Origin of the sequence: Dongia sp., from assembly GCF_041909655.1 — a bacterium.
Classification (GTDB): Bacteria; Pseudomonadota; Alphaproteobacteria; order Dongiales; family Dongiaceae; genus Dongia.
Genome location: NZ_JAYRDA010000018.1, coordinates 36,715 through 55,684 on the forward strand (window position 1 = coordinate 36,715; position 18,970 = coordinate 55,684).

The 18,970-nt window shown below is 61.9% G+C and carries 17 protein-coding genes; 11 read left to right on the forward strand and 6 right to left on the reverse strand.

The features are described from left to right. Positions 1-37: 37 nt before the first annotated feature. The 9 genes from ACE3PR_RS20930 to ACE3PR_RS20970 all read left to right on the forward strand — a co-directional run bounded on the left by ACE3PR_RS20930 (position 38) and on the right by ACE3PR_RS20970 (position 8,730). Positions 38-1,771: an ABC transporter permease gene (locus ACE3PR_RS20930; RefSeq protein WP_374376163.1), complete on the forward strand. Its 1,734-nt coding sequence runs from the start codon at positions 38-40 to the stop codon at positions 1,769-1,771. Then, positions 1,768-2,901: an ABC transporter ATP-binding protein gene (locus tag ACE3PR_RS20935; protein ID WP_374376166.1), complete on the forward strand. Its 1,134-nt coding sequence runs from the start codon at positions 1,768-1,770 to the stop codon at positions 2,899-2,901. Before ACE3PR_RS20930 ends, ACE3PR_RS20935 begins: the two co-directional genes overlap by 4 nt. A 125-nt stretch (positions 2,902-3,026) precedes the next feature. Beyond that, positions 3,027-3,245, forward strand: a complete 219-nt coding sequence (gene tatA, locus ACE3PR_RS20940; protein WP_374376168.1) for a twin-arginine translocase TatA/TatE family subunit — start codon at positions 3,027-3,029, stop codon at positions 3,243-3,245. A gap of 75 nt (positions 3,246-3,320) precedes the next feature. Further along, positions 3,321-3,788, forward strand: a complete 468-nt coding sequence (gene tatB / locus ACE3PR_RS20945; protein ID WP_374376170.1) for a Sec-independent protein translocase protein TatB — start codon at positions 3,321-3,323, stop codon at positions 3,786-3,788. A 10-nt stretch (positions 3,789-3,798) separates the two neighbouring features. Next, the gene (tatC, locus tag ACE3PR_RS20950) at positions 3,799-4,602 is read left to right on the forward strand and encodes a twin-arginine translocase subunit TatC (RefSeq protein WP_374376174.1); all 804 of its coding nucleotides are present in this window, start codon (positions 3,799-3,801) and stop codon (positions 4,600-4,602) included. Positions 4,603-4,695: 93 nt separating this feature from the next. After that, a complete protein-coding gene (gene serS, locus ACE3PR_RS20955; RefSeq protein ID WP_374376177.1) occupies positions 4,696-5,973 on the forward strand; it encodes a serine--tRNA ligase in 1,278 nt (425 codons plus the stop codon). Continuing rightward, a complete protein-coding gene (gene surE / locus ACE3PR_RS20960; protein ID WP_374376180.1) occupies positions 5,966-6,808 on the forward strand; it encodes a 5'/3'-nucleotidase SurE in 843 nt (280 codons plus the stop codon). Before serS ends, surE begins: the two co-directional genes overlap by 8 nt. Continuing rightward, positions 6,805-7,482, forward strand: a complete 678-nt coding sequence (locus tag ACE3PR_RS20965; RefSeq protein ID WP_374376183.1) for a protein-L-isoaspartate(D-aspartate) O-methyltransferase — start codon at positions 6,805-6,807, stop codon at positions 7,480-7,482. The genes surE and ACE3PR_RS20965 overlap by 4 nt, the downstream gene beginning before the upstream one ends. Before the next feature lie 3 nt (positions 7,483-7,485). Next, positions 7,486-8,730, forward strand: a complete 1,245-nt coding sequence (locus ACE3PR_RS20970; RefSeq protein ID WP_374376186.1) for a peptidoglycan DD-metalloendopeptidase family protein — start codon at positions 7,486-7,488, stop codon at positions 8,728-8,730. Positions 8,731-8,742: 12 nt separating this feature from the next. On the opposite strand, the gene sseA is transcribed toward ACE3PR_RS20970, so the two are convergent. The 5 genes from sseA to ACE3PR_RS20995 form a co-directional block, all read right to left on the reverse strand. Next, positions 8,743-9,597 carry a 3-mercaptopyruvate sulfurtransferase gene (gene sseA / locus ACE3PR_RS20975; RefSeq protein ID WP_374376188.1) on the reverse strand — a complete coding sequence of 285 codons (855 nt, stop codon included), beginning with the start codon at positions 9,595-9,597 and terminating at the stop codon, positions 8,743-8,745. 14 nt (positions 9,598-9,611) lie between these two features. Next, positions 9,612-10,322 carry an alanyl-tRNA editing protein gene (locus ACE3PR_RS20980; RefSeq protein ID WP_374376190.1) on the reverse strand — a complete coding sequence of 237 codons (711 nt, stop codon included), beginning with the start codon at positions 10,320-10,322 and terminating at the stop codon, positions 9,612-9,614. A gap of 106 nt (positions 10,323-10,428) precedes the next feature. Continuing rightward, positions 10,429-11,427 carry a cysteine synthase A gene (locus ACE3PR_RS20985; protein WP_374376192.1) on the reverse strand — a complete coding sequence of 333 codons (999 nt, stop codon included), beginning with the start codon at positions 11,425-11,427 and terminating at the stop codon, positions 10,429-10,431. A 97-nt stretch (positions 11,428-11,524) separates the two neighbouring features. Then, positions 11,525-13,234, reverse strand: coding sequence for an adenine deaminase (gene ade, locus ACE3PR_RS20990; protein WP_374376194.1), 1,710 nt, complete (start codon positions 13,232-13,234; stop codon positions 11,525-11,527). Between the two features lie 58 nt (positions 13,235-13,292). Further along, the gene (locus ACE3PR_RS20995) at positions 13,293-16,313 is read right to left on the reverse strand and encodes an EAL domain-containing protein (protein ID WP_374376196.1); all 3,021 of its coding nucleotides are present in this window, start codon (positions 16,311-16,313) and stop codon (positions 13,293-13,295) included. Between the two features lie 475 nt (positions 16,314-16,788). On the opposite strand from ACE3PR_RS20995, the gene ACE3PR_RS21000 reads away from it, so the two are divergent. Continuing rightward, positions 16,789-17,121, forward strand: coding sequence for a hypothetical protein (locus ACE3PR_RS21000; RefSeq protein ID WP_374376198.1), 333 nt, complete (start codon positions 16,789-16,791; stop codon positions 17,119-17,121). A gap of 64 nt (positions 17,122-17,185) precedes the next feature. Here ACE3PR_RS21000 and ACE3PR_RS21005 read toward each other — a convergent pair whose 3' ends face one another. Further along, positions 17,186-17,530, reverse strand: coding sequence for a hypothetical protein (locus ACE3PR_RS21005; RefSeq protein ID WP_374376200.1), 345 nt, complete (start codon positions 17,528-17,530; stop codon positions 17,186-17,188). A 333-nt stretch (positions 17,531-17,863) separates the two neighbouring features. On the opposite strand from ACE3PR_RS21005, the gene ACE3PR_RS21010 reads away from it, so the two are divergent. Beyond that, entirely contained in the window at positions 17,864-18,508 is a 645-nt protein-coding gene (locus ACE3PR_RS21010; protein WP_374376203.1) for a ribbon-helix-helix domain-containing protein, read from the forward strand. Positions 18,509-18,970 lie beyond the last annotated feature (462 nt).

Genomic DNA, 18,970 nt, shown 5'->3' on the forward strand with positions numbered 1-18,970 from the left:
GGGTCGCTATCGAACGGGTGTGGGTGCCTTGGTTGCGATGAATTCCTCTGCCACTGCCCCTCGGCACCGTTCGTTCATCGGTCGGTGGCAGTCACATTTCTGGACCATTGCCGTCTGGCTGGTGGCGGGTGCCGTCGCTTTCCCGATCGTCATCGTCTTTTCATACGTGCTGGCGCCGCGCGGTGAAATCTGGGCGCATCTCGCCGAAACGGTGCTGACACGCTATGTCGCCAACTCGCTGATCCTGGTGACTGGCGTCGGCGTCGGTGTGCTGCTGATCGGGGTGCCGACGGCGTGGCTGGTGACACTTTGCCGGTTCCGCGGCCGCCACTGGTTTGATTGGGCGCTGCTGCTGCCCATGGCGATGCCGGCCTATGTCGTCGCCTATACCTATACCGGGCTTCTCGATTATGCCGGCCCGGTACAGTCTGCGATGCGGGTGTTCTTCGACGCGCCGGGTGGCCTGCGCTGGCTGCCCGAGATTCGGTCACTGCCCGGTGCCATCCTGATGCTGGTCCTGGTGCTTTATCCCTACGTCTATCTGCTGGCGCGCGCGGCCTTCCTTGAGCAATCGGCCTGCGTGCTGGAGGTCAGCCGGACATTGGGCTGCTCGCCCTGGCGCGGCTTCTGGCGCGTGGCGCTGCCGCTGGCCCGGCCGGCTTTGGTGGCGGGGGTCGCTCTGGCGCTGATGGAAGCGCTCAACGATTTCGGCACCGTGCAGTATTTCGGGGTCGAAACGCTGGCCACTGGAATCTATCGCGTCTGGCGCGGCATGGGCGACGCGGTCGCCGGCGCGCAGATCGCGGCCCTTCTGCTGGTGCTGGTCTTCATCCTGCTCTGGATCGAGCGCTGGTCGCGCGGCCATCGCAGCTTTGCTCATTCCAGCACCCGGTATCGACCTCTGCCGCGCTACCAGCTCCGTGGCTGGCGCGCGGTCTGCGCCGTCATGTGTTGCGCATTGCCCGTGTTGCTGGGATTCTTCGTGCCGGCGGCCGTGCTGCTCTCCTGGGCGATTGCGAATTTAGACATGTGGAGCGCAGATCGGTTTGTCGTGCTTGTACGCAACAGCTTCATGATGGCCGGCTTTGCCGCTTTGCTCGCCGTGATGTTGGCCTCGATCCTGGCCTATGCGCTGCGTCTTCGCCCGTCGATGCCCACGCGCCTTGCCGTGCGCATCGCCAGCTTCGGTTATGCCATTCCGGGACCGGTCCTGGCCGTCGGGATTCTGCTGCCTTTCGCGGCGATCGATCATGCGCTCAACGACTGGCTGCAGGCCGCTTTCGGGCTGTCGCCGGGCCTCATTCTGAGCGGCACATTGGTGGCCGTGACCTTTGCCTATCTGGTGCGCTTCCTGACAGTGAGCCTCAACGTGGTCGAAGCCAGCCTCGGCAAGATCACCTATTCCATGGATCATGCGGCTCGTTCGCTGGGGCGCACCTCACTCGGCACCCTGGGCAGTGTGCATCTGCCGATCATGCGCGGCAGTCTGCTGACCGCGGCCATCGTCGTCTTCGTCGATGTGCTGAAGGAATTGCCGGCAACCCTGGTGCTGCGCCCGTTCAATTTCGACACCCTTGCCACCATGACCTACAACCTTGCCAGTGACGAGCGGCTGGCCGAGGCCGCCGGGCCGGCACTTGCTATCGTTCTGGTCGGCATCGTTCCGGTCTATCTGATGGCGCGGGCCAGCGCCTTCGCCCGGCCGGGTCAGCAACCTGCGGAAACGATGACCGGCGCACCGCTCGATGGAATGAAGATCACAGCAGAATGACCGACCCGACTTTCGCCCTGGAATTGAAGAATATCAGCCACACCTACGGCGATCTGCGCGCGGTCGACAATGTCTCGCTGCATATCGATGCCGGCGAACTGGTCTGTCTGCTGGGGCCGTCGGGTTGCGGCAAGTCGACCATCCTGCGGGTTGCGGCAGGCCTGGAGCAACTCCAACGCGGACAAGCCAAGATGGCGGGGGGCGTGGTCGCGGACGGTGCCAACGGCCTCAGTGTGCCGCCGGAACAGCGCGGGGTCGGTCTGGTCTTCCAGGACTTCGCGCTCTTTCCGCATCTTTCCGTCGCCGGCAATGTCGCCTTCGGTCTCGGCCATCTGCCACCCGCGGCTCGGTCGCTCCGTGTCGCCGAGGTGCTGGCGCAGGTGGATATGGGCGACTATGCGGCAGCCTATCCGCATGCGCTGTCCGGCGGGCAGCAGCAGCGTGTAGCACTTGCCCGCGCGCTGGCACCGAAACCGGAAGTGCTCCTCCTTGATGAGCCATTTTCTGGCCTTGATGCCCGTCTGCGGGAACAGATCCGCGAGGACACGCTCCATGTCCTCAAACGCAGCGGCACAGCAACGCTCATGGTCACCCATGATCCGGAGGAGGCCATGTTCATGGCCGACCGGATCTATTTGATGGATGCGGGGCGGGTGGTGCAGAGCGGGTCGCCCGACATGCTCTATCGCCGGCCGGTCAGCGCTTTCGTCGCTCACTTTTTTACCGCCCTCAATGAATGGCGCGGCCCAGTGGTGGACGCCCATGTTGCCAGTCCCTTCGGCCGCCTGCCGACGCCCGGGCTCGCAGACGGTGTGGTGGCACAGATTCTGATCCGGCCGGAAAGCCTGCGGGTGGTGCCGCCGGGGGAAAGCACCTCTGCCGGCCAAATCGTGGCCGGCCGCCTGGACGAGATCCGGTTTTTGGGCAGCGTCAGATTGTTGACCGTCACTCTGGGCGCCGAGGGACCGCAACTCAGAATCCGGCATAGCGGCCGCTTCCTGCCCGAAATCGGGGGGCAGATTTTGATCCATCTCGACCCGCTGGACGCCCTGATCTTCGCCACGGGTGACGAGGTGCCGTCGCTCCACCATCGGGAGAGTGGCAAATCTTCTGTCTTGTCAGGCTCTTAAGGCAGCCCATATCAAGTAAATATCAGGCGACAAACTATTGTGGCCAAGCGGCGGATTTGCGATAGTCCGCCCGGGTCCGGCGCTCTTCGCCGGAAGTGTATGGATTTAGGGAGAGGACCCAAGAAATGGGTAGCTTCAGCATCTGGCATCTTCTGATCGTGCTGGTCGTCGTGCTCGTCCTGTTTGGCGGCGGCGGCAAGCTGTCGAAGATCATGGGCGACTTGGGCGCCGGCATTAAGGACTTCAAGAAAAACATCAAGGACGGCAGCAAGGAAGACCCGGAAGCCAATACGGCCGCCAAGACCGAGGACAAGACGCGCGAGACCATCGTCGATCGCAGCTGAGCTGTGTCGCGTCGCCTGGGTTTCTCACCGCTGCTGGTTCGTTTCATGGTTCTAGGCCAAAAAGGGTAACGTCGGATGTTCGACATCGGCTGGAGCGAGATGGCGATCATTGCCGTCGTCGTCTTGGTTGTGCTCGGCCCCAAGGAACTGCCGCACGCCCTGAAGACGGTGTCGCATTGGATGCGCACCGCCCGCAAGCTGGGCTCCGAGTTCCAGAGCGGCGTCAATGAAATCGTCCGCGATGCTGAGCTTGAGGATGCGCGCAAGCAATTGCAGGGCATCAGCAAGAACTCGATCGAGAAAAAGATCGAGCAGGCAATCGATCCTGCGGGCGACCTCAAGAAGGCCATGAACGAAACGACCGAAGCGGCCAAGCTCGACACGGCCGCCAAGCCGGCGCCGGAAATTGCGGCCAAGCCGATCGATCCATTTGCCAACATCTCGAACACCACGCCATCCGGTCAAACGACGATCGCCGACAAGAGCCCGAGTGATCAGGATGTTGGCGACAAAGGTGTCGGCGAGAAAAGCATTTCCGCGTGAGTAACCATCCATGACCGGCGCTGAAGAAGACAAGAAAATGCCGTTGCTCGACCATCTGGTCGAGTTGCGCTCGCGCCTGCTCTATTCGGCGCTGGGGTTTCTTGTCGCCTTTCTGGTCTGTCTCTATTTCGCGCAGCCGATCCTCGATTTCCTGCAGAAACCGCTGGCGGCCCTGCTGCCGGAAGGGCGCCGGATGATCTTTACCGATCTCACCGAGCCGTTCTTCACGCAGCTCAAGGTGGCCGCCTTTGGCGCCATCTGCATCTCGTTCCCGGTGATCGCGTCCCAGCTCTGGGCGTTCATCGCACCGGGTCTCTACAAGCATGAAAAGCAAGCGTTCCTGCCGTTCCTGGTGGCGACGCCGGTGATGTTCGCGATCGGCGCCAGCTTTGTCTATTACGTCCTGATGCCGATGGCCTGGAAGTTCTTCCTCGGTTTTGAAACACTGGGCACGGAAAGCACGCTGCCGATCCAGCTCGACGCCAAGATCGGCGAATATGTCAGCCTGGTGATGAAGCTGGTTTTCGCCTTCGGCTTCTGTTTCGAACTGCCGGTGCTCCTTACGCTGCTGGCCAAGGTGGGTATCGTCTCTTCCAAGGGGCTGCGCGAGAAGCGGCGCTATGCCGTCATCGCGGTGACCGTGGTGGCTGCGATCGTGACGCCGCCCGATGCCATCAGCATGATGTCGCTGATGTTGCCCATGGTGGCGCTTTACGAGATTTCGATCTGGCTGGCGCGGCTCATCGAAAAGAAGCGGGACGAGGCCGAGGCGGCCGATGAGGACGCTTCCAGCACCGACATCACCCCGGCCTGATCCTGCCCCAGGCGCCCGCGTTCACGCTTTGACCGGTCGCCGCTTCCAGCATATAAGTTGAGCCGAATCATCGATTTGGAGCTCGGCCGCTAGATGTTTGATCCGAAATGGATTCGTGACAATCCGGATGCTTTCGACTCGGGTCGCCGCCGGCGCGGCTTGGCGCCGCTCGCCCAATCCGTCATCGCCCTGGATGCCAAGCGCCGCACTGCCCAGACCGCCTGGCAGGAGATGCAGGCCAAGCGTAACGAACTTTCCAAGCAGGTCGGCCAGTTGAAAGCCAAGGGCGGCGATGCAGCCGCCGTGATGGCGGAAGTTGCGGCCCTCAAAGATCAGATGGCCGCGGCGGAAATCGAGGAACAGAAAGCTGCGGCCGAATTGGATGCGCTGCTGGAACAGCAGCCCAATTTGCCGGCAGCCGACGTGCCGGAAGGGCCGGACGAAACCGCCAACCGCGTCGAACGCGAGATCGGCAACCGCCGCAACTTCGCCTTTGCGCCGAAGCAGCATTTCGAACTTGGCGAAGCTCTGGGCCTGATGGATTTTGCCGCGGCGTCGAAGATATCGGGCGCGCGCTTCGTCGTGCTGAAAGGGGCGCTGGCGCGCCTGGAGCGAGCCCTGGCGCAGTTCATGCTCGACCTCCATACCGGCGAACATGGCTATACCGAGATCAATCCGCCCTTCCTGGTGCGCGACGCGGCACTTTACGGCACCGGGCAATTGCCGAAATTCGCCGAGGATCTGTTCAAGACCGAGCAGGGGCTCTATCTCATCCCGACCTCCGAGGTACCTCTGACCAATCTGGTGGCGGATGAGATCATCGACGAGCCGAAGCTGCCTTTGCGCTTCACGGCGCTGACGCCTTGCTTCCGGTCCGAGGCGGGTGCCGCCGGTCGCGATACGCGCGGCATGATCCGCCAGCACCAGTTCGTGAAAGTCGAAATGGTATCGATCGCGCATCCGGATGAATCGGATGCCGAATTGCAGCGCATGACCAAATGCGCCGAAACCGTGCTGTCACGCCTGGAACTGCCCTATCGGGTTCTCACGCTCTCGACCGGCGATATGGGCTTTGCCGCGCAGAAGACCCATGACATCGAGGTCTGGCTGCCGGGGCAGGGCATGTACCGCGAAATCTCCAGTTGCTCGAATTGCGGTGACTTCCAGGCGCGCCGGATGAAGGCGCGCTGCCGCAAGCCGGGCGAGAAGGGCACCCGATTGGTGCACACGCTCAACGGCTCGGGCGTCGCCGTCGGCCGCGCGCTCGTCGCCATTCTTGAAAACTATCAGCAGGAAGATGGTTCGATCCTGATTCCGGCCGCCTTGCGGCCTTATATGAACGGCGTCGAGGTCATCAAAGCCCATGCTTGAACTTCCTTTTGATCTGAAGAAGGCGCGCATCCTGGTCTCCAATGACGACGGCATCCATGCGCCGGGCTTGAAGGTGCTGGAGCGCATCGCCAAGAGCCTGTCGCCTGATGTCTGGGTCGTGGCGCCGGAGAGCGAGCATAGCGGCGCCTCGCATTCACTGACCCTGCGCCGGCCGCTGCAGATCAGCAAGGTTGGGCCGCGCCGGTTTGCGATTTCGGGAACGCCTAGCGATTGCACGCTGATCGCGGTCAATCATCTTTTGAAGGACCGCCGGCCGGATCTGGTTCTCTCTGGCATCAACCGCGGCGGCAATCTTGGCGAGGATGTGCTTTATTCAGGGACTGTGGCGGCCGCGATGGAAGGGGCGATGCTGGGGATTCCGGCAATCGCCTTCAGCCAGGTGCGGATCAAGGACAAGCTGCATTGGGAAACCGCCGCGGCCTTCGCGCCGGAGGTGATCCGCAAACTGACCTCGGTTGCCTGGCCCAAGGGCGTGTTGATGAGCGTCAATTTCCCGGCCGTGCCGCCAAAGGAAGTGACCGGGATCGAGACGGGCCGGCAGGGGCGCCGCATGTCCCATGTCGAGGTGGTGCATGCCCGCGATCCATTCGAGCGTGAAGTAACCTGGATCGGCGATTTCCCGACCGATGAACCGGAACATCCGGAAACCGATCTGGGCATCGTCCTCAACAAATCGGTTTCGGTGACGCCGCTCCATTTCGATCTGACGCATCATTCCATGTTGCGCCGGATTGACGGCTTGTTTTCGAAAAAATCGACGCTGAAGAAAGCCGCCGCGAAGAAGGGCAAGAAGAGGGGTATCGGCCCGCAATGAGCCTGCACGCACGCAAGATCCGCATGATCATGAATCTGCGGCGCGCGGGCCTTACCGATGGCGACGTCCTCAATGCCATCGAACGGATCCCGCGCGAATTGTTCGTGCTCGATCATTTCCACGACCAGGCTTACGAAGACCAGGCTCTGCCCATCAGCCATGGCCAGACCATCAGCCAGCCGCAGATCGTCGCCATGATGACCGAGGCGCTGGAGGTCAAGAAGACCCACAAGGTGCTCGAAATCGGCACCGGCTCGGGTTATCAGGCCGCTGTGCTTTCCAAACTCTGCCGGCGCCTTTACACGATCGAGCGCTATAAATCGCTGCTCGCAGAGGCGGAACAGCGTTTCCATCAATTGCGGCTCCACAACATTACGAGCCGCTGCAGCGACGGCAGCAAGGGCTGGCGCGAGCAAGCGCCCTTCGACCGCATCATCGTCACCGCCGCCGCACCGGAAGTGCCGCAGGCGCTCGCCGATCAATTGGCGGTGGGCGGTATCATGGTCATTCCGGTGGGGCCGGAGCGCGGCGATCAGGTATTGGTCAAGCTGACCAAGAACGATGATGGCAGCCTTGCGGCAAAAGTTATTTCCGACGTGCGTTTCGTGCCGTTGGTGGCGGGTGCCTTGCCGGAAGGCGAGCCGCGTCCGGCGCCGCGGCGGATGGAGAACTGAGCGATGCGGCTTCGTCGCATGAACGCCTTGGGCATGATGCTGATCTGCGGGGCGATGTTGACCGCCTGCGGTGGCTTGCGCGCGCCCATCTTCGACCAGTCCGGCGACGCCGTGGCGACCCCCGCCAATCCGCAGATGGGCAAGATCGTCAATGACGCCTATTTCGTGGCGCCGGGCGATACCCTGGCGACGATCTCGGCCCGCACCAATACGCCGATCCGGGCCCTTATCGACAACAATGATCTGCAGCCGCCATATAACTTGCGTCCCGGCCAGGAACTGCGCATTGCCGAACGTCAGGCCTATACGGTGAAGTCAGGCGACACGTTGAGCGGCATTGCCAGGAGGTTCCAGGTGTCGCAAAGCGCTTTGGTCGATCTCAACAATCTGACGCCGCCTTATCTGCTGCGCATCGGCCAGTCGCTGACCCTGCCCAGCACGCTTGAAGCGCCGCAGCAGACCATGGTCGCCCAGCAGCCGATCGATGCCGCGCCGTCGGGTTCCGTCGAGGCAACACCCCTGCCGCCGGTTGGCGGCGGCAGTGCGCAAGTTCCCGCCGGCAGCCAGGCCGCAACGCCGACAGGTGCCAAGCCCTTCACGCCGGATCCCGTCGCCAGCTCGCCCACGACAGCGGCGCCAACCTCGACGCCGACCGCGCCGGCATCCAATACCGGTGCCACGGTGCCGGCAGAGCCCGATCTCACTGCCGCGGAAGAGGCGGCGGAACATGCCTATGAAGAGGCGCAAAAGCAGAAGCAAGCCGCGAGCGCAGCAACATCGGCGCCCGTGCCCGCGCCGGCGCCTGCCGCGGTCGAGGCCGCGCCGGTAGAAAGTGCGGCTGCGGCACCTGTGGTGGGGCCCGCGAGTTCCGCCGGTTTCTCCTGGCCCGTCCAGGGTAAGGTGATCGCGAAGTATGGCGCCACAGCGGACGGTCTGCGCAATGACGGCATCAATATCGCAGCACCCGCCGGTGCACCGGTCATGGCTGCCGCCGACGGCACCGTCGCCTATGCCGGCAACCAGCTGCGTGGCTTTGGTAACCTTATCCTGGTGCGGCATTCGAACGGTCTCATCACCGCTTATGCCCACAATCAATCGCTGCTGGTCGAGAAGGGCGCCAAGGTGAAGCGCGGAGATGTCATCGCCCGCGTCGGCTCGACCGGGAGCGTTGACAAGCCGCAGCTCCATTTCGAGATCCGCAAAGGCGAAGAAGCCGTCGATCCGATGAAGTATCTGGACGGTGCTTAAGGACGGCGCCGCTTAAGGCTCTACCGGCGTGTCGCCGGGAAGACCCCATTCCGCCCAGGAGCCATCATAGACCGAGACGTCGCGATGGCCGATCAGCGATAAGCCGAGGGCGAGCACGCTCGCCGTGATGCCCGAGCCGCAACTGGTGACGACGGGCTTCTTGAGGTCGATACCGGCCGCTTCGAATTTTGCCTTCAATGTCTCGCCATCATGGAAAGTCTGGTCGGGCTTCAGGAGCTGTGTGTAGGGCAGGTTTTTCGAGCCAGGGATATGGCCGCCGCGACGACCTGGCCAGATCTCGGGCTCGGTTGCGTTGAAGCGGCCACTGGCGCGGGCATCCAGGACCTGGTCGCGCGCTGTCTTCAGATTGGCCAGCATCTGCGTCTTGCTGCGTACCTGCGTGTTGTCGAGCCGCGCGCTGAAATGGCGTTCGCGCGGGATCGGCTGATGGTCGTCCACCGGCCGGCCTTCCGAGAGCCATTTCGGCAGGCCGCCATCAAGGACGGCCACGTCCTTCGCCCCGAAAATGCGGAACATCCACCAGACGCGGGCGGCGCTCATCATGCCCTGGGAATCATAGATGACGATGCGGTTGCCGTCGCCGATACCTAGCTTGCGCACGCGCGAGGCGAATTTCTCCGGCGGCGGCAGCATGTGCGGCAGGTCAACGCTGCCATCCGAGATATCGTCGATGTCGAAGAAAATGGCACCCGGTATGTGCCGTTCGTCGTATTCGGCACGCGCATTCTTGTTCTGCATCGGCAGGTAGTAGGTCGCGTCGACGATGCGCAGATCCGGCTGATCAAGATTGGCGGCGAGCCATTCGGTGGAAACGAGGTATTGCGGATTGACGTAGCTGCCGGCCATGTCGATGCGTTCCTTCAAGCCCTGAAAGCGATATTGACGCGCTTGTTCATCTTGCCCTTGCTCTCGATTTTGGTCACCTCGACGGCGCCGATCTCGCCTGTACGGCGCACATGAGTGCCGCCGCAGGGTTGCAGGTCGACGCCCGCGATGTCGAGCAGGCGTACCTTGCCCTGACCCGACGGGGGCTTCACCGACATGGTGCGGACGAGTTCCGGCGTTGCTGCAAGTTCCTCGTCGCTGATCCAGCGCGGTGTGACGTCACGGTCCTCGGCCACCAGTTTGTTGAGGCCCTCGGTCAGCACCACCTTGTCGAGATTGGCATCGGGCGGCAGGTTGAAATCGAGCCGTCCCTTGCCATCACTGATCTGGCCGCCGGTGACATCGCCGGTGATAAGGGAGCAGAGGAGATGCAGGCAGGTATGCATGCGCATCAGCCGGTGTCGCCGCTCCCAATCGATCTCGGCAGTCACCTCGGCGCCGATGGCGGGGAGGGTGCTGCCTTCGGCGGGAATATGCAGGATCTCGCCGGGTGCGGCGCCTTTGCGTGTATCGGTGATCTCGATCGCGCTGCCGTCAGAAAGCAGGAGGCGCCCGACATCGCCGGGCTGGCCACCACCGGTCGGGTAGAAGACCGTGCGATCCAGGCGAATACCCTCGGCATCCGCGCTGGTCACTCTGGCGGTGCAGTTCTTGAGGTAGGAATCCTGACGAAAGAGCTCTTCCATCCCGGTCGACTTTTTTGCTGCGTTAACCCCGATCATAGATGGGGGCACCGGGTGGTCAAGGCGACCGATTGTACCGGGACGATTTCGCGTTTAGAGCCAGCCCGGGTTAAAGCCAACCGGGCGTCGGCAGTCCCTTGCCGACCAGGAAGGCCGGGTTGAACAATTTAGACTGATAGCGCGTGCCGAAATCGCACAGGATCGTGACGATGGTATGACCCGGCCCCAATTCCCTGGCGAGGCGGATGGCGCCTGCGACATTGATACCGCTGGAACCGCCCAGGCACAGGCCTTCTTCCTTCAGGAGATCGAACACGATCGGCAGGGCTTCGGAATCAGGAATCTGGTAGGGGAAATCGACCGGCGTGCCTTCGACATTCTTGGTGATGCGGCCCTGGCCGATGCCCTCGGTGATCGAGGATCCGGACGATTTCAATTCGCCGGTCTTGAAATAGGAATAGAGCGCGGCGCCTTCGGGGTCAGCCAAGCCGATCTTTACCTTCGGGTTTTGCTCTTTCAGGAACATGGAAATCCCGGCCAATGTCCCGCCCGTGCCGACGGCGCAGACGAAGCCGTCGATCTTGCCATCCGTCTGGCGCCAAATCTCCGGACCCGTCGTGCGGTAATGGCCCTGGCGGTTGGCGACATTGTCGAACTGGTTGGCCCAGATGACGCCGTTGGGATTGGTCTCCTTCAATTCCTCGGCGACGCTTTCGGAAACGCGCACGTAATTGCCGGGATCCTTGTAGGGCAGGGCCGGGACCTCGCGCAGCTCCGCGCCGGCGAGGCGCAGCATGTCCTTCTTCTCCTGGCTCTGCGTCTCCGGGATGATGATGAGCGTCTTGTAGCCGCGGGCATTGCCGACCAAAGCGAGGCCGATGCCGGTATTGCCGGCAGTGCCTTCGACTATGAGGCCGCCCTTGCGGATGAGGCCCTTCTGCTCAGCGTCTTCGATGATCGCCAGCGCCGCGCGATCCTTCACCGACCCGCCGGGATTGAGAAATTCCGCCTTGCCGAGAATGGTGCAGCCGGTGAGTTCGGAGGCCTTCTTGAGTTTGATGAGCGGTGTGTTGCCGATCGTGTCGACAAAGCCCTGACGGTAATCCATCTCAATCCTCGCGGAAATCTGTTCTTGGTGTGAAATTAGGCGCTTTGCCAAGGTGGATCAAGGGTCAGGCGGGCTTTCTGAGTGGCGCCAGAATGTCTCAGGCAGCGACGAGCTCGAACTTATCCACATCCACCAAGCCAAGATCCGTGATTTTGAGGTGTGGAATAACCGGCAGGGGCAGGAAGGCCATCTGCAGGAAGGGTTCCGCAAGCGGACAACCAAGGTTTCGGACGGCCCGGCGCAAGGCACCGATCTGCATGGCAACACTTTCGAAGCTGTGATCGCTCATCAACCCCGCTAGAGGCAGGGGCATTTCGGCAAGGATCTTGCCGCCTTCCGCCAGTACGAAACCGCCGCCCAGTTCGATCTGCCGGTTGACCGCCAAGGCCATGTCGGAATCCACACTGCCGACGACGCAGACATTGTGACTGTCATGGCCGATCGAGGAGGCGATGGCACCGCGCGCGAGCTTCAATCCCCTGACGAAGCCGCGGCCGACACTGCCTCTGCGGCCGTGCCGCTCGAAGACGCAGACCTTGATCACATCCTGGGCGAGGTCGACGAGGCGCTCGCCGTTCTTGTAGGGCAATGTCAAGGTGAGGAAGTCGGTGAGGACCTGGCCTTCGCGGATGCCGATGACAGGCCCGGTCGGCCCACTCGCCGGCACGCGGAAATCCTCGGCGCGGACCGGCTTCAGTTTCACGGAATTGTAGCCGACCGGCAGCGGCATCTGCCGCGCGGCGAAGAGCTCGTCATCCACCACGCGGCCACCTGCGATCACCTGCACCACGGCGCAATCGTCGAGATCGCCGAGGAGCACGATATCCGCGCGTTGGCCCGGTGCGATGAGGCCGCGATCGGTGAGGCCGAAACCACGCGCCGCCGACCAGGTGGCCAGGCGATAGACATCGGCCATCGGCGCGCCGGCCTTGATGGCGCCACGGATTAGATGATCGATATGGCCTTCCTCGGCGATGTCGAGCGGGTTGCGATCGTCGGTGCAGAAGCCGAGGAAGGGTGCGGTGCGCGTATTGATGATGGGCGCCAGCGCATGGAGATCCTTGCAGGCGCTGCCTTCGCGGATGAAGACCTGCATGCCCTTCCTGAGCTTTTCCCAGGCTTCCGCTTCGCTGGTCGTCTCGTGGCAATTGCGGATGCCGCAGGCGAGATAGGCGTTGAGCTCGTAGCCCTTCATCAACGGCGCATGGCCGTCGATATGGGCGCCCCAGAAAGCCTCGATCTTGTCGATCACCTCGGGCGTCTTGTGGAAGATGCCGGGCGCGTTCATGAACTCGGCGAGGCCGATGACTTTGGGGTGATTGCGGTAGGGCGTTAGATCGGCGGCGCTGAGCGTGGCGCCTGCCGTTTCCAGATGTGTCGCCGGCACGCAGGAGGAAAGCTGCACGCGCAGATCCATCGCCGTCGCGGTGGCGCTTTCCAGGAAGAAGTCGAGGCCCTGTTTGCCCAGCACATTGCACATTTCGTGCGGGTCGCAGATCGCCGTCGTGGTACCACGCGGAAGCGCGCAGCGATCGAATTCGGCCGGCGCCACCAGGCTCGATTCCACATGCAGATGGCAATCGACGAAGCCCGGCACCGCGATCAATCGGCGTCCGTCGATCTCGCGGCGGCCCTTATAGCTTTCATATGTGCCGACGATGCGGTCGCCGCAGATCGCGATGTCGCCCTGGGCGATCTCGCCGGTGACGACATTGAGAAAGCGTGTGTTCTTTATGACGAGGTCAGCGACGTCCCGGCCCAATCCCTGGTCGATGCCGCGTTCGATCTGCTGGCGCAACGCGCTCATGCTGCCTCTCCTTTGGTGTGGAAGCCTAGCATGCTGTCAACTCAGGCGACAGAGCGGCTCAATGCCGCGCGAATTTCTGGCGGTTTTTGGCGAGAAATACCGAGGCTTCGCCGGCCGGCAGAGGCTTGGACCAGAGGTAACCCTGGCCGAACTGGATGCCGAGCTTGGCGAGGGCCGCTGCCTGCTCTTCGGTCTCGACGCCTTCTGCGACGACATCGCGCTCCAGGATGTGGGCGAGGCTCGATATTACGCGCACGATTTCGAGGCCCTCGCGGCTGTCGGTGATGCGCATGACGAAGGAGCGATCGATCTTCAGCGTATGGAAGGGGAAGCGGTGCAGATGGCTCAGCGACGAATAGCCGGTCCCGAAATCGTCGATCGAGACCTTGCAGCCCATGGCGATGACTTTGCGCAGGATCTCCGCAGTGCGCTCCGGGTTATCCATGATCAGGCTTTCGGTCACTTCCAGTTTCAGCGATCCCTTCGGAATGCCGGTCACTTTGAGCGTTCGCTCAATGTCCTCGAGGAGCCCCGCCGCCATGAATTGCTTGCCGGAAACATTGACGGCGATTTGCGGCGGTTCGCCCTCGGCGGGCATCCAGGCGGCGATCTGGCGCGCGGCTTCCATGATCGATTTGCGGCCGATCTCGACGATCATGTCGGTATCTTCGGCGAGCGGGATGAAATCGATCGGCGAGATCATGCCACGTTCCGGATGGCGCCAGCGAATGAGCGCTTCGAAGCCATGGACATGCCCATCCTTCATGTCGATGATCGGCTGATAGAACAGCTCCAGCTGATCGCCGGCGGCGATCGCGCGCTTCAGATCGGCTTCCAGGCCGAAGCGCTTCATGGCCGATTGATGCATGCTGGGCTCAAAGCGCACGATCTGATTGCGGCCCTGGGCCTTGGCCCGGTAGAGGGCGAGGTTCGCGTCGCGCAGCAATTCGTCGGCGGCGGCGCCGGCCGCCTGCGAGGCGATCACAAAACCGATCGAGGCTTCGATTTCGAGCGAGCGTTCGGCGATATTCAGACGCTCCGCCAGAACCGATTTCAGCGTGCCGATCAGTTCTTCGACCTGTTCCTCAACATTGCCGGCGATGAAGCGCGTCACGGCGAATTCGTCCTCGCCGAGATGGGCGAGTGTGTCGTCGGGGCGCATGGCCTGCTCCAGATTGCGCGCCACCATGATGAGGATGTCGTCGCCCACTTTCTGGCCGAGGCTTTCGTTGAAGTGACCGAAGCGGTCGAGATCGAGGACCGCCATGACGACATCGGCATTCTTGTCGCGCGACCAGAGTTGCAGGGCCTGGTCGGTCCGGTCGATCAGCAGCGCGCGGTTGGGAAGGCCCGTGAGATGCGAATGGAGGGCATTGAACATCAATTGCCGCTCGGCGAGCTTCCGCGCGGTGATGTCGGTCATCGAACCGGCAAAGCGCGACGCCCGGCCATTGCTATCGCGTACCGCCATGCCGCGCACGACCACCCAGCGATCCTCGCCATCGGCGTGGCGCATGCGCAGTTCCTGTTCGAGATGTGTTGAGGAGCCGCTGAGATGCGCATCGATCGCCGCGCGCAAGGTGTCGATGTCGTCCCGGTGTACGCGGTCGAACCAGTCACCCGGCAAACCGGCCATGCGGTCTCCGCGCAAACCCAGCATCTGCTGCCAGCGCGGCGAGGTGTAGAAGGTGCCCGACAGCATGTCCCAATCCCACAACCCGTCATTGGCACCGCGGGCGGCGAGGGCATAGCGTTCTTCACTGCGTTTTAGGTCGACCTCTGCCCGGCGGCGGTTGCGTTCCTCGGCAATGGTTCGGAAAGCCAGTTGCACGGCGGCATTGAGCACGATCGAGACCACCGGATAGAGGACGTTGAGCCAGATCCCATAGGGGAAGAGGGCGACGTAACCCAAGACGAACCAGCCCGCGGCCAGCGCGCCATTGGCGGCGATGCTCGGACCGGTCGCCAGGAACCGGGCGATGAAGGCGCTGAGCGCCCCCAGCAGAACGACCGCGGCAAGGCTGGCGATGCCGGACCAGATCGGCTGCACGATATTGCCGCCATGGAGCAAGCGCTCGGCCACGGTCGCGTTGCGCTCGACACCGGGCAGATTGCCGTCGAAGGGGGTGCGGAAGACGTCGATGCCGCCGAGAACCCGCGTGCCGAAGAAGACCAGCCGGTTCTCGAACACGCCCGTGGGCAACCGGCCGCTGATCACCTCGGCGTAGGAGATGGTGGGGATCGTCCCGGTGGCGCCGAAATAATTGACGACAAGCTCGTTATCGATACCGACCGTTATCTGGCGATCGCCTATCTGAAGATGCTCGCCAAAGGCGATTCCGATATTCCCCTTGCTCCAGGGGATGTCCAGATAGGCGGCGGCTGCCGCGAAGGGCAGGGGCGGAAAACAATATCCGTCGAGGGCCGAGGCCATCAGTTCGGCGCGCGGTGAACCGTCGACGTCGAAATTCACATTCACCGTTCCACCCAGCACGGCGCTGTCCGCCAGGCTGGGGATGGGCGCCTGAATCCGGGGGCCAAATTGATAGACCGCCGGCGGCTCACAAGCGCTGGAGCTATAGGGATAGGCCCAATCGATGACGGAGCCAGGCGGAAGCTCCTCGCCGGAATCTTCCGACATGGCAAAGGCCAGGACGACGTTTCCGGCCCGGCCAATGGCACCGGCCAGGTCGACATCGGCGGCACTTTCATCCGCGAGACGCCGAGCATCCTTCGCCAGTGGATCGGAAGCCGGGCGGCCGCCGGCGAGGGCTTCCAGCACCGTCCGAACCCTGTGATCGAGGTTCTTTTGTGGCTCCAGATACAGGAAGTCGAGCGCTATGGCCTTGGCGCCTTCGGCGGCCACGCGGTCGATCGCCTGGGCCATCAGACTACGATCCACCGGAAGTCGGCCGAAACTGCGGATCGAGGCCTCGTCATAGGCAACGATGACCACGTCGCCACTGGGCTGCTCGGGGCCACGCATGAGGAAGCGCCAATCCAGGGTCAGGCGCTCCAATCGCTCCAGCTGGACGGGTGCGATGTAATGCGCTGCGACGACCAGGGCGGTGGCGAGCAAAGCAGCGAGGAAGCCTGGGCGCCGGGGGCGTGGCGCAGGGCGGCCCCTGACGACTGGCATGGAGTCAGACGGGCGCGGCGATGGCTCGCCATTTTGCTCAAAAGCCTGCGTCACGCCGCGTGATTCCCGTCGCTGATTCTGTAGCGATAATGATCTGTTTTCGCGCGGCGACTCAACCATTCGCTTGCCCGGAGAAAGTGATTCGATCGTGCGGAAGAAATGATTTTCCGCATGACCTCACATTTTTGACCGACTCTCCCTTGGCACTTCCCATCTTCATATCCATAGTTATTATATTTTATAATCAATATGATATTGTATTTTATTCAGGTAAAATTATGCAATTTACGGCGCGACCAGGGGTTTGGGCTGGGGATTGCGCAGTAGAATCGATTCGATTAGCTTTTAACTAGAATTTTAACTTCTCCGGCGCATAAGGGATGGCGCGGTAGCGCAAAAAGGGATGGGCGCAGCGATGAGTCAGACGGAGATGAACGACCCCAAGATCGATGAAGCAAGCCAGATCGGCGGCATGGCGGATGCCATGATGCCGGTCGATGCGCTCACGTTGAACCTTTCGGACCTGCTGCCGGATGCCAATGGCGAGATCGTCATTCTCAATGAGGGGGACGATCCCAGTCTCAACATCGTTACCGATCTCAGGCTGCTGGAAAGCGGCATCGCGGAATCCCACGTGACCGATGGCGGGATCGACGTCAAAGGCCTGCAATACTGGGTCTTCGAGGATGGCACCAAGCTCTATTACTCGCCTGGCCTCAGCATTTCAGTCGATCACGTGATCGCCTGAACGCGGCGGTTTCAGCCAATGTCGAGGCCCGTCTTCAGTACGGGTCCGTCTTAGCCAAGCTCTCTCAGAGCAATTCCTGATCGTCTTCGTCCGACCCGTCCAGCAATTCTGTAATCGGGCTCAGAGATGAGCGCAGGCGCTTGCGCCGAATCAGCTTCTCCTGCGCGGCGGGCGGGAAGTCCGTCAGCATGACGATGTTCTTGCCGATCAAGAGATCGGTGAGATCTTCATAAACGCGGATCATCTCGAGATCGGATTGCAGCATGCTGGGTCGGTCGATATCGGTCGTATCGCGCACGAAATCGACGATTTCCGCATGCGAGGGGGGTAAATATTCCTCGGCACCCGCCGAAATCTCGCGGTAAAGGGCGATGATTCGACCGTCTTCGCCCCGCTTTACGAATGGCATCTTATTCCCCCAGAACACTTTCTGCCGCCATTCTAGCCAGTTGCAGGCGCCGGCTAAAAGCAGAAATGAGAGTCTAGCCAGATTGCCTCCAGTTGTGTCACACTGTCGTGTGTGTCTGTCAGGTGCGTGGCCCGCCGGTTCGGCGGCGTCCGGTCGCCATTTGGCCGCCACCCAATCCCATGTGCCGAGACCCCATGTGCCAAGTCCCATGTGGCCAAACTCATGAGGTTGCATCGTGGGGAAATTGTGCCCTGGGAATCGACCGGTTCCGGGGGCAGATGAGCCATCTCTAAGACCTCAACGAAACCGCAAGAAAGGTCGAGTGGAATGGAGTTGCAACGCGAAACAACGGTGGCGCTGGCGAAGGCGCTGCCGGATCCGAAGCTGGTGCATCGGGTCGTTCAATATCGCGGCCGCCGATATTCGCTGAAACTGGATCAGGCTTCCTGGGCAGCCCTCGAACAGGCCGCCAACCGCCGCCGCATGCGGCTCAATCAACTGGTCGACGAGTTGTCGGTCGCCACCAATCACGAAGGCAATTTTTCGGCCACGGTACGGGCGCAATGCCTGGCCGAGTTGAAGCAGCAGATCGGCGATCTGGAAGACCGGGTCCGTCAGCAATCGATGTCGGGGCAGGGTGTCTCGGCTTCTCTCGTCGCGGATGCCTGCCCTGTGCCGGCCTTTGTCGCCAACGGCCAGAACGTGATGCTCAAAGCCAACGCCGCGGCGCAGAAGTGGCTGGGGCTGGGGGAATCGGCTTTGGTCGGCAAACCGCTCGACCAATATTTTCAAGTCAAGTCGTCGCTACCACTAAACCAGATCGTCGAACAATTTGCCGGCGGCCGGAACCAGGTTTTCCCGGCCCGAATCGTTTGCTTGCGTCCTGGCCGGCTGATCATGGCCAAGGCGAACATCTGCCCGATCCTTCGCCGGGCGGAAGGCGACCTCGCTTATATCCTAATGATTGAAACGACATGATTTTTAGGCGTTTTTAACGCGCCAGACGAGGATGGCCGGCGTCACAGATGCCGGCCATTTCCATTGAATGCCGTGACAATTCCGAACGATTGCACGGCGTAATTATTCCAAATTTTCCCAAAAAACGATCCTGCACATACGATCGTATGTCGATTCAAGCTTAGCTCGCATTGAGCCTCCGGCCCGAGGCTCATATTGTCACGTCACGAACAGGGGAAGCGGCGTCGACGTCCGCATAGTTAACAAAAGATGTCGCCTCCCCTCCTATCGCAAAAGTCCACCCGACTGATTGGAGCGAGCCATGGCCACCGACACCACGAACATCCAAAACGAAACCGTCAATTCGACCGTTGCCCATGAGGGCGAGGTCGAGCGGGCAAACCTGACCCAGGGTGCGACCCAGGTCCAATTGCCCCAGGGCGAGAACGTTGTTCGCATCCAGGTGACGCCTGGCGAGACGAT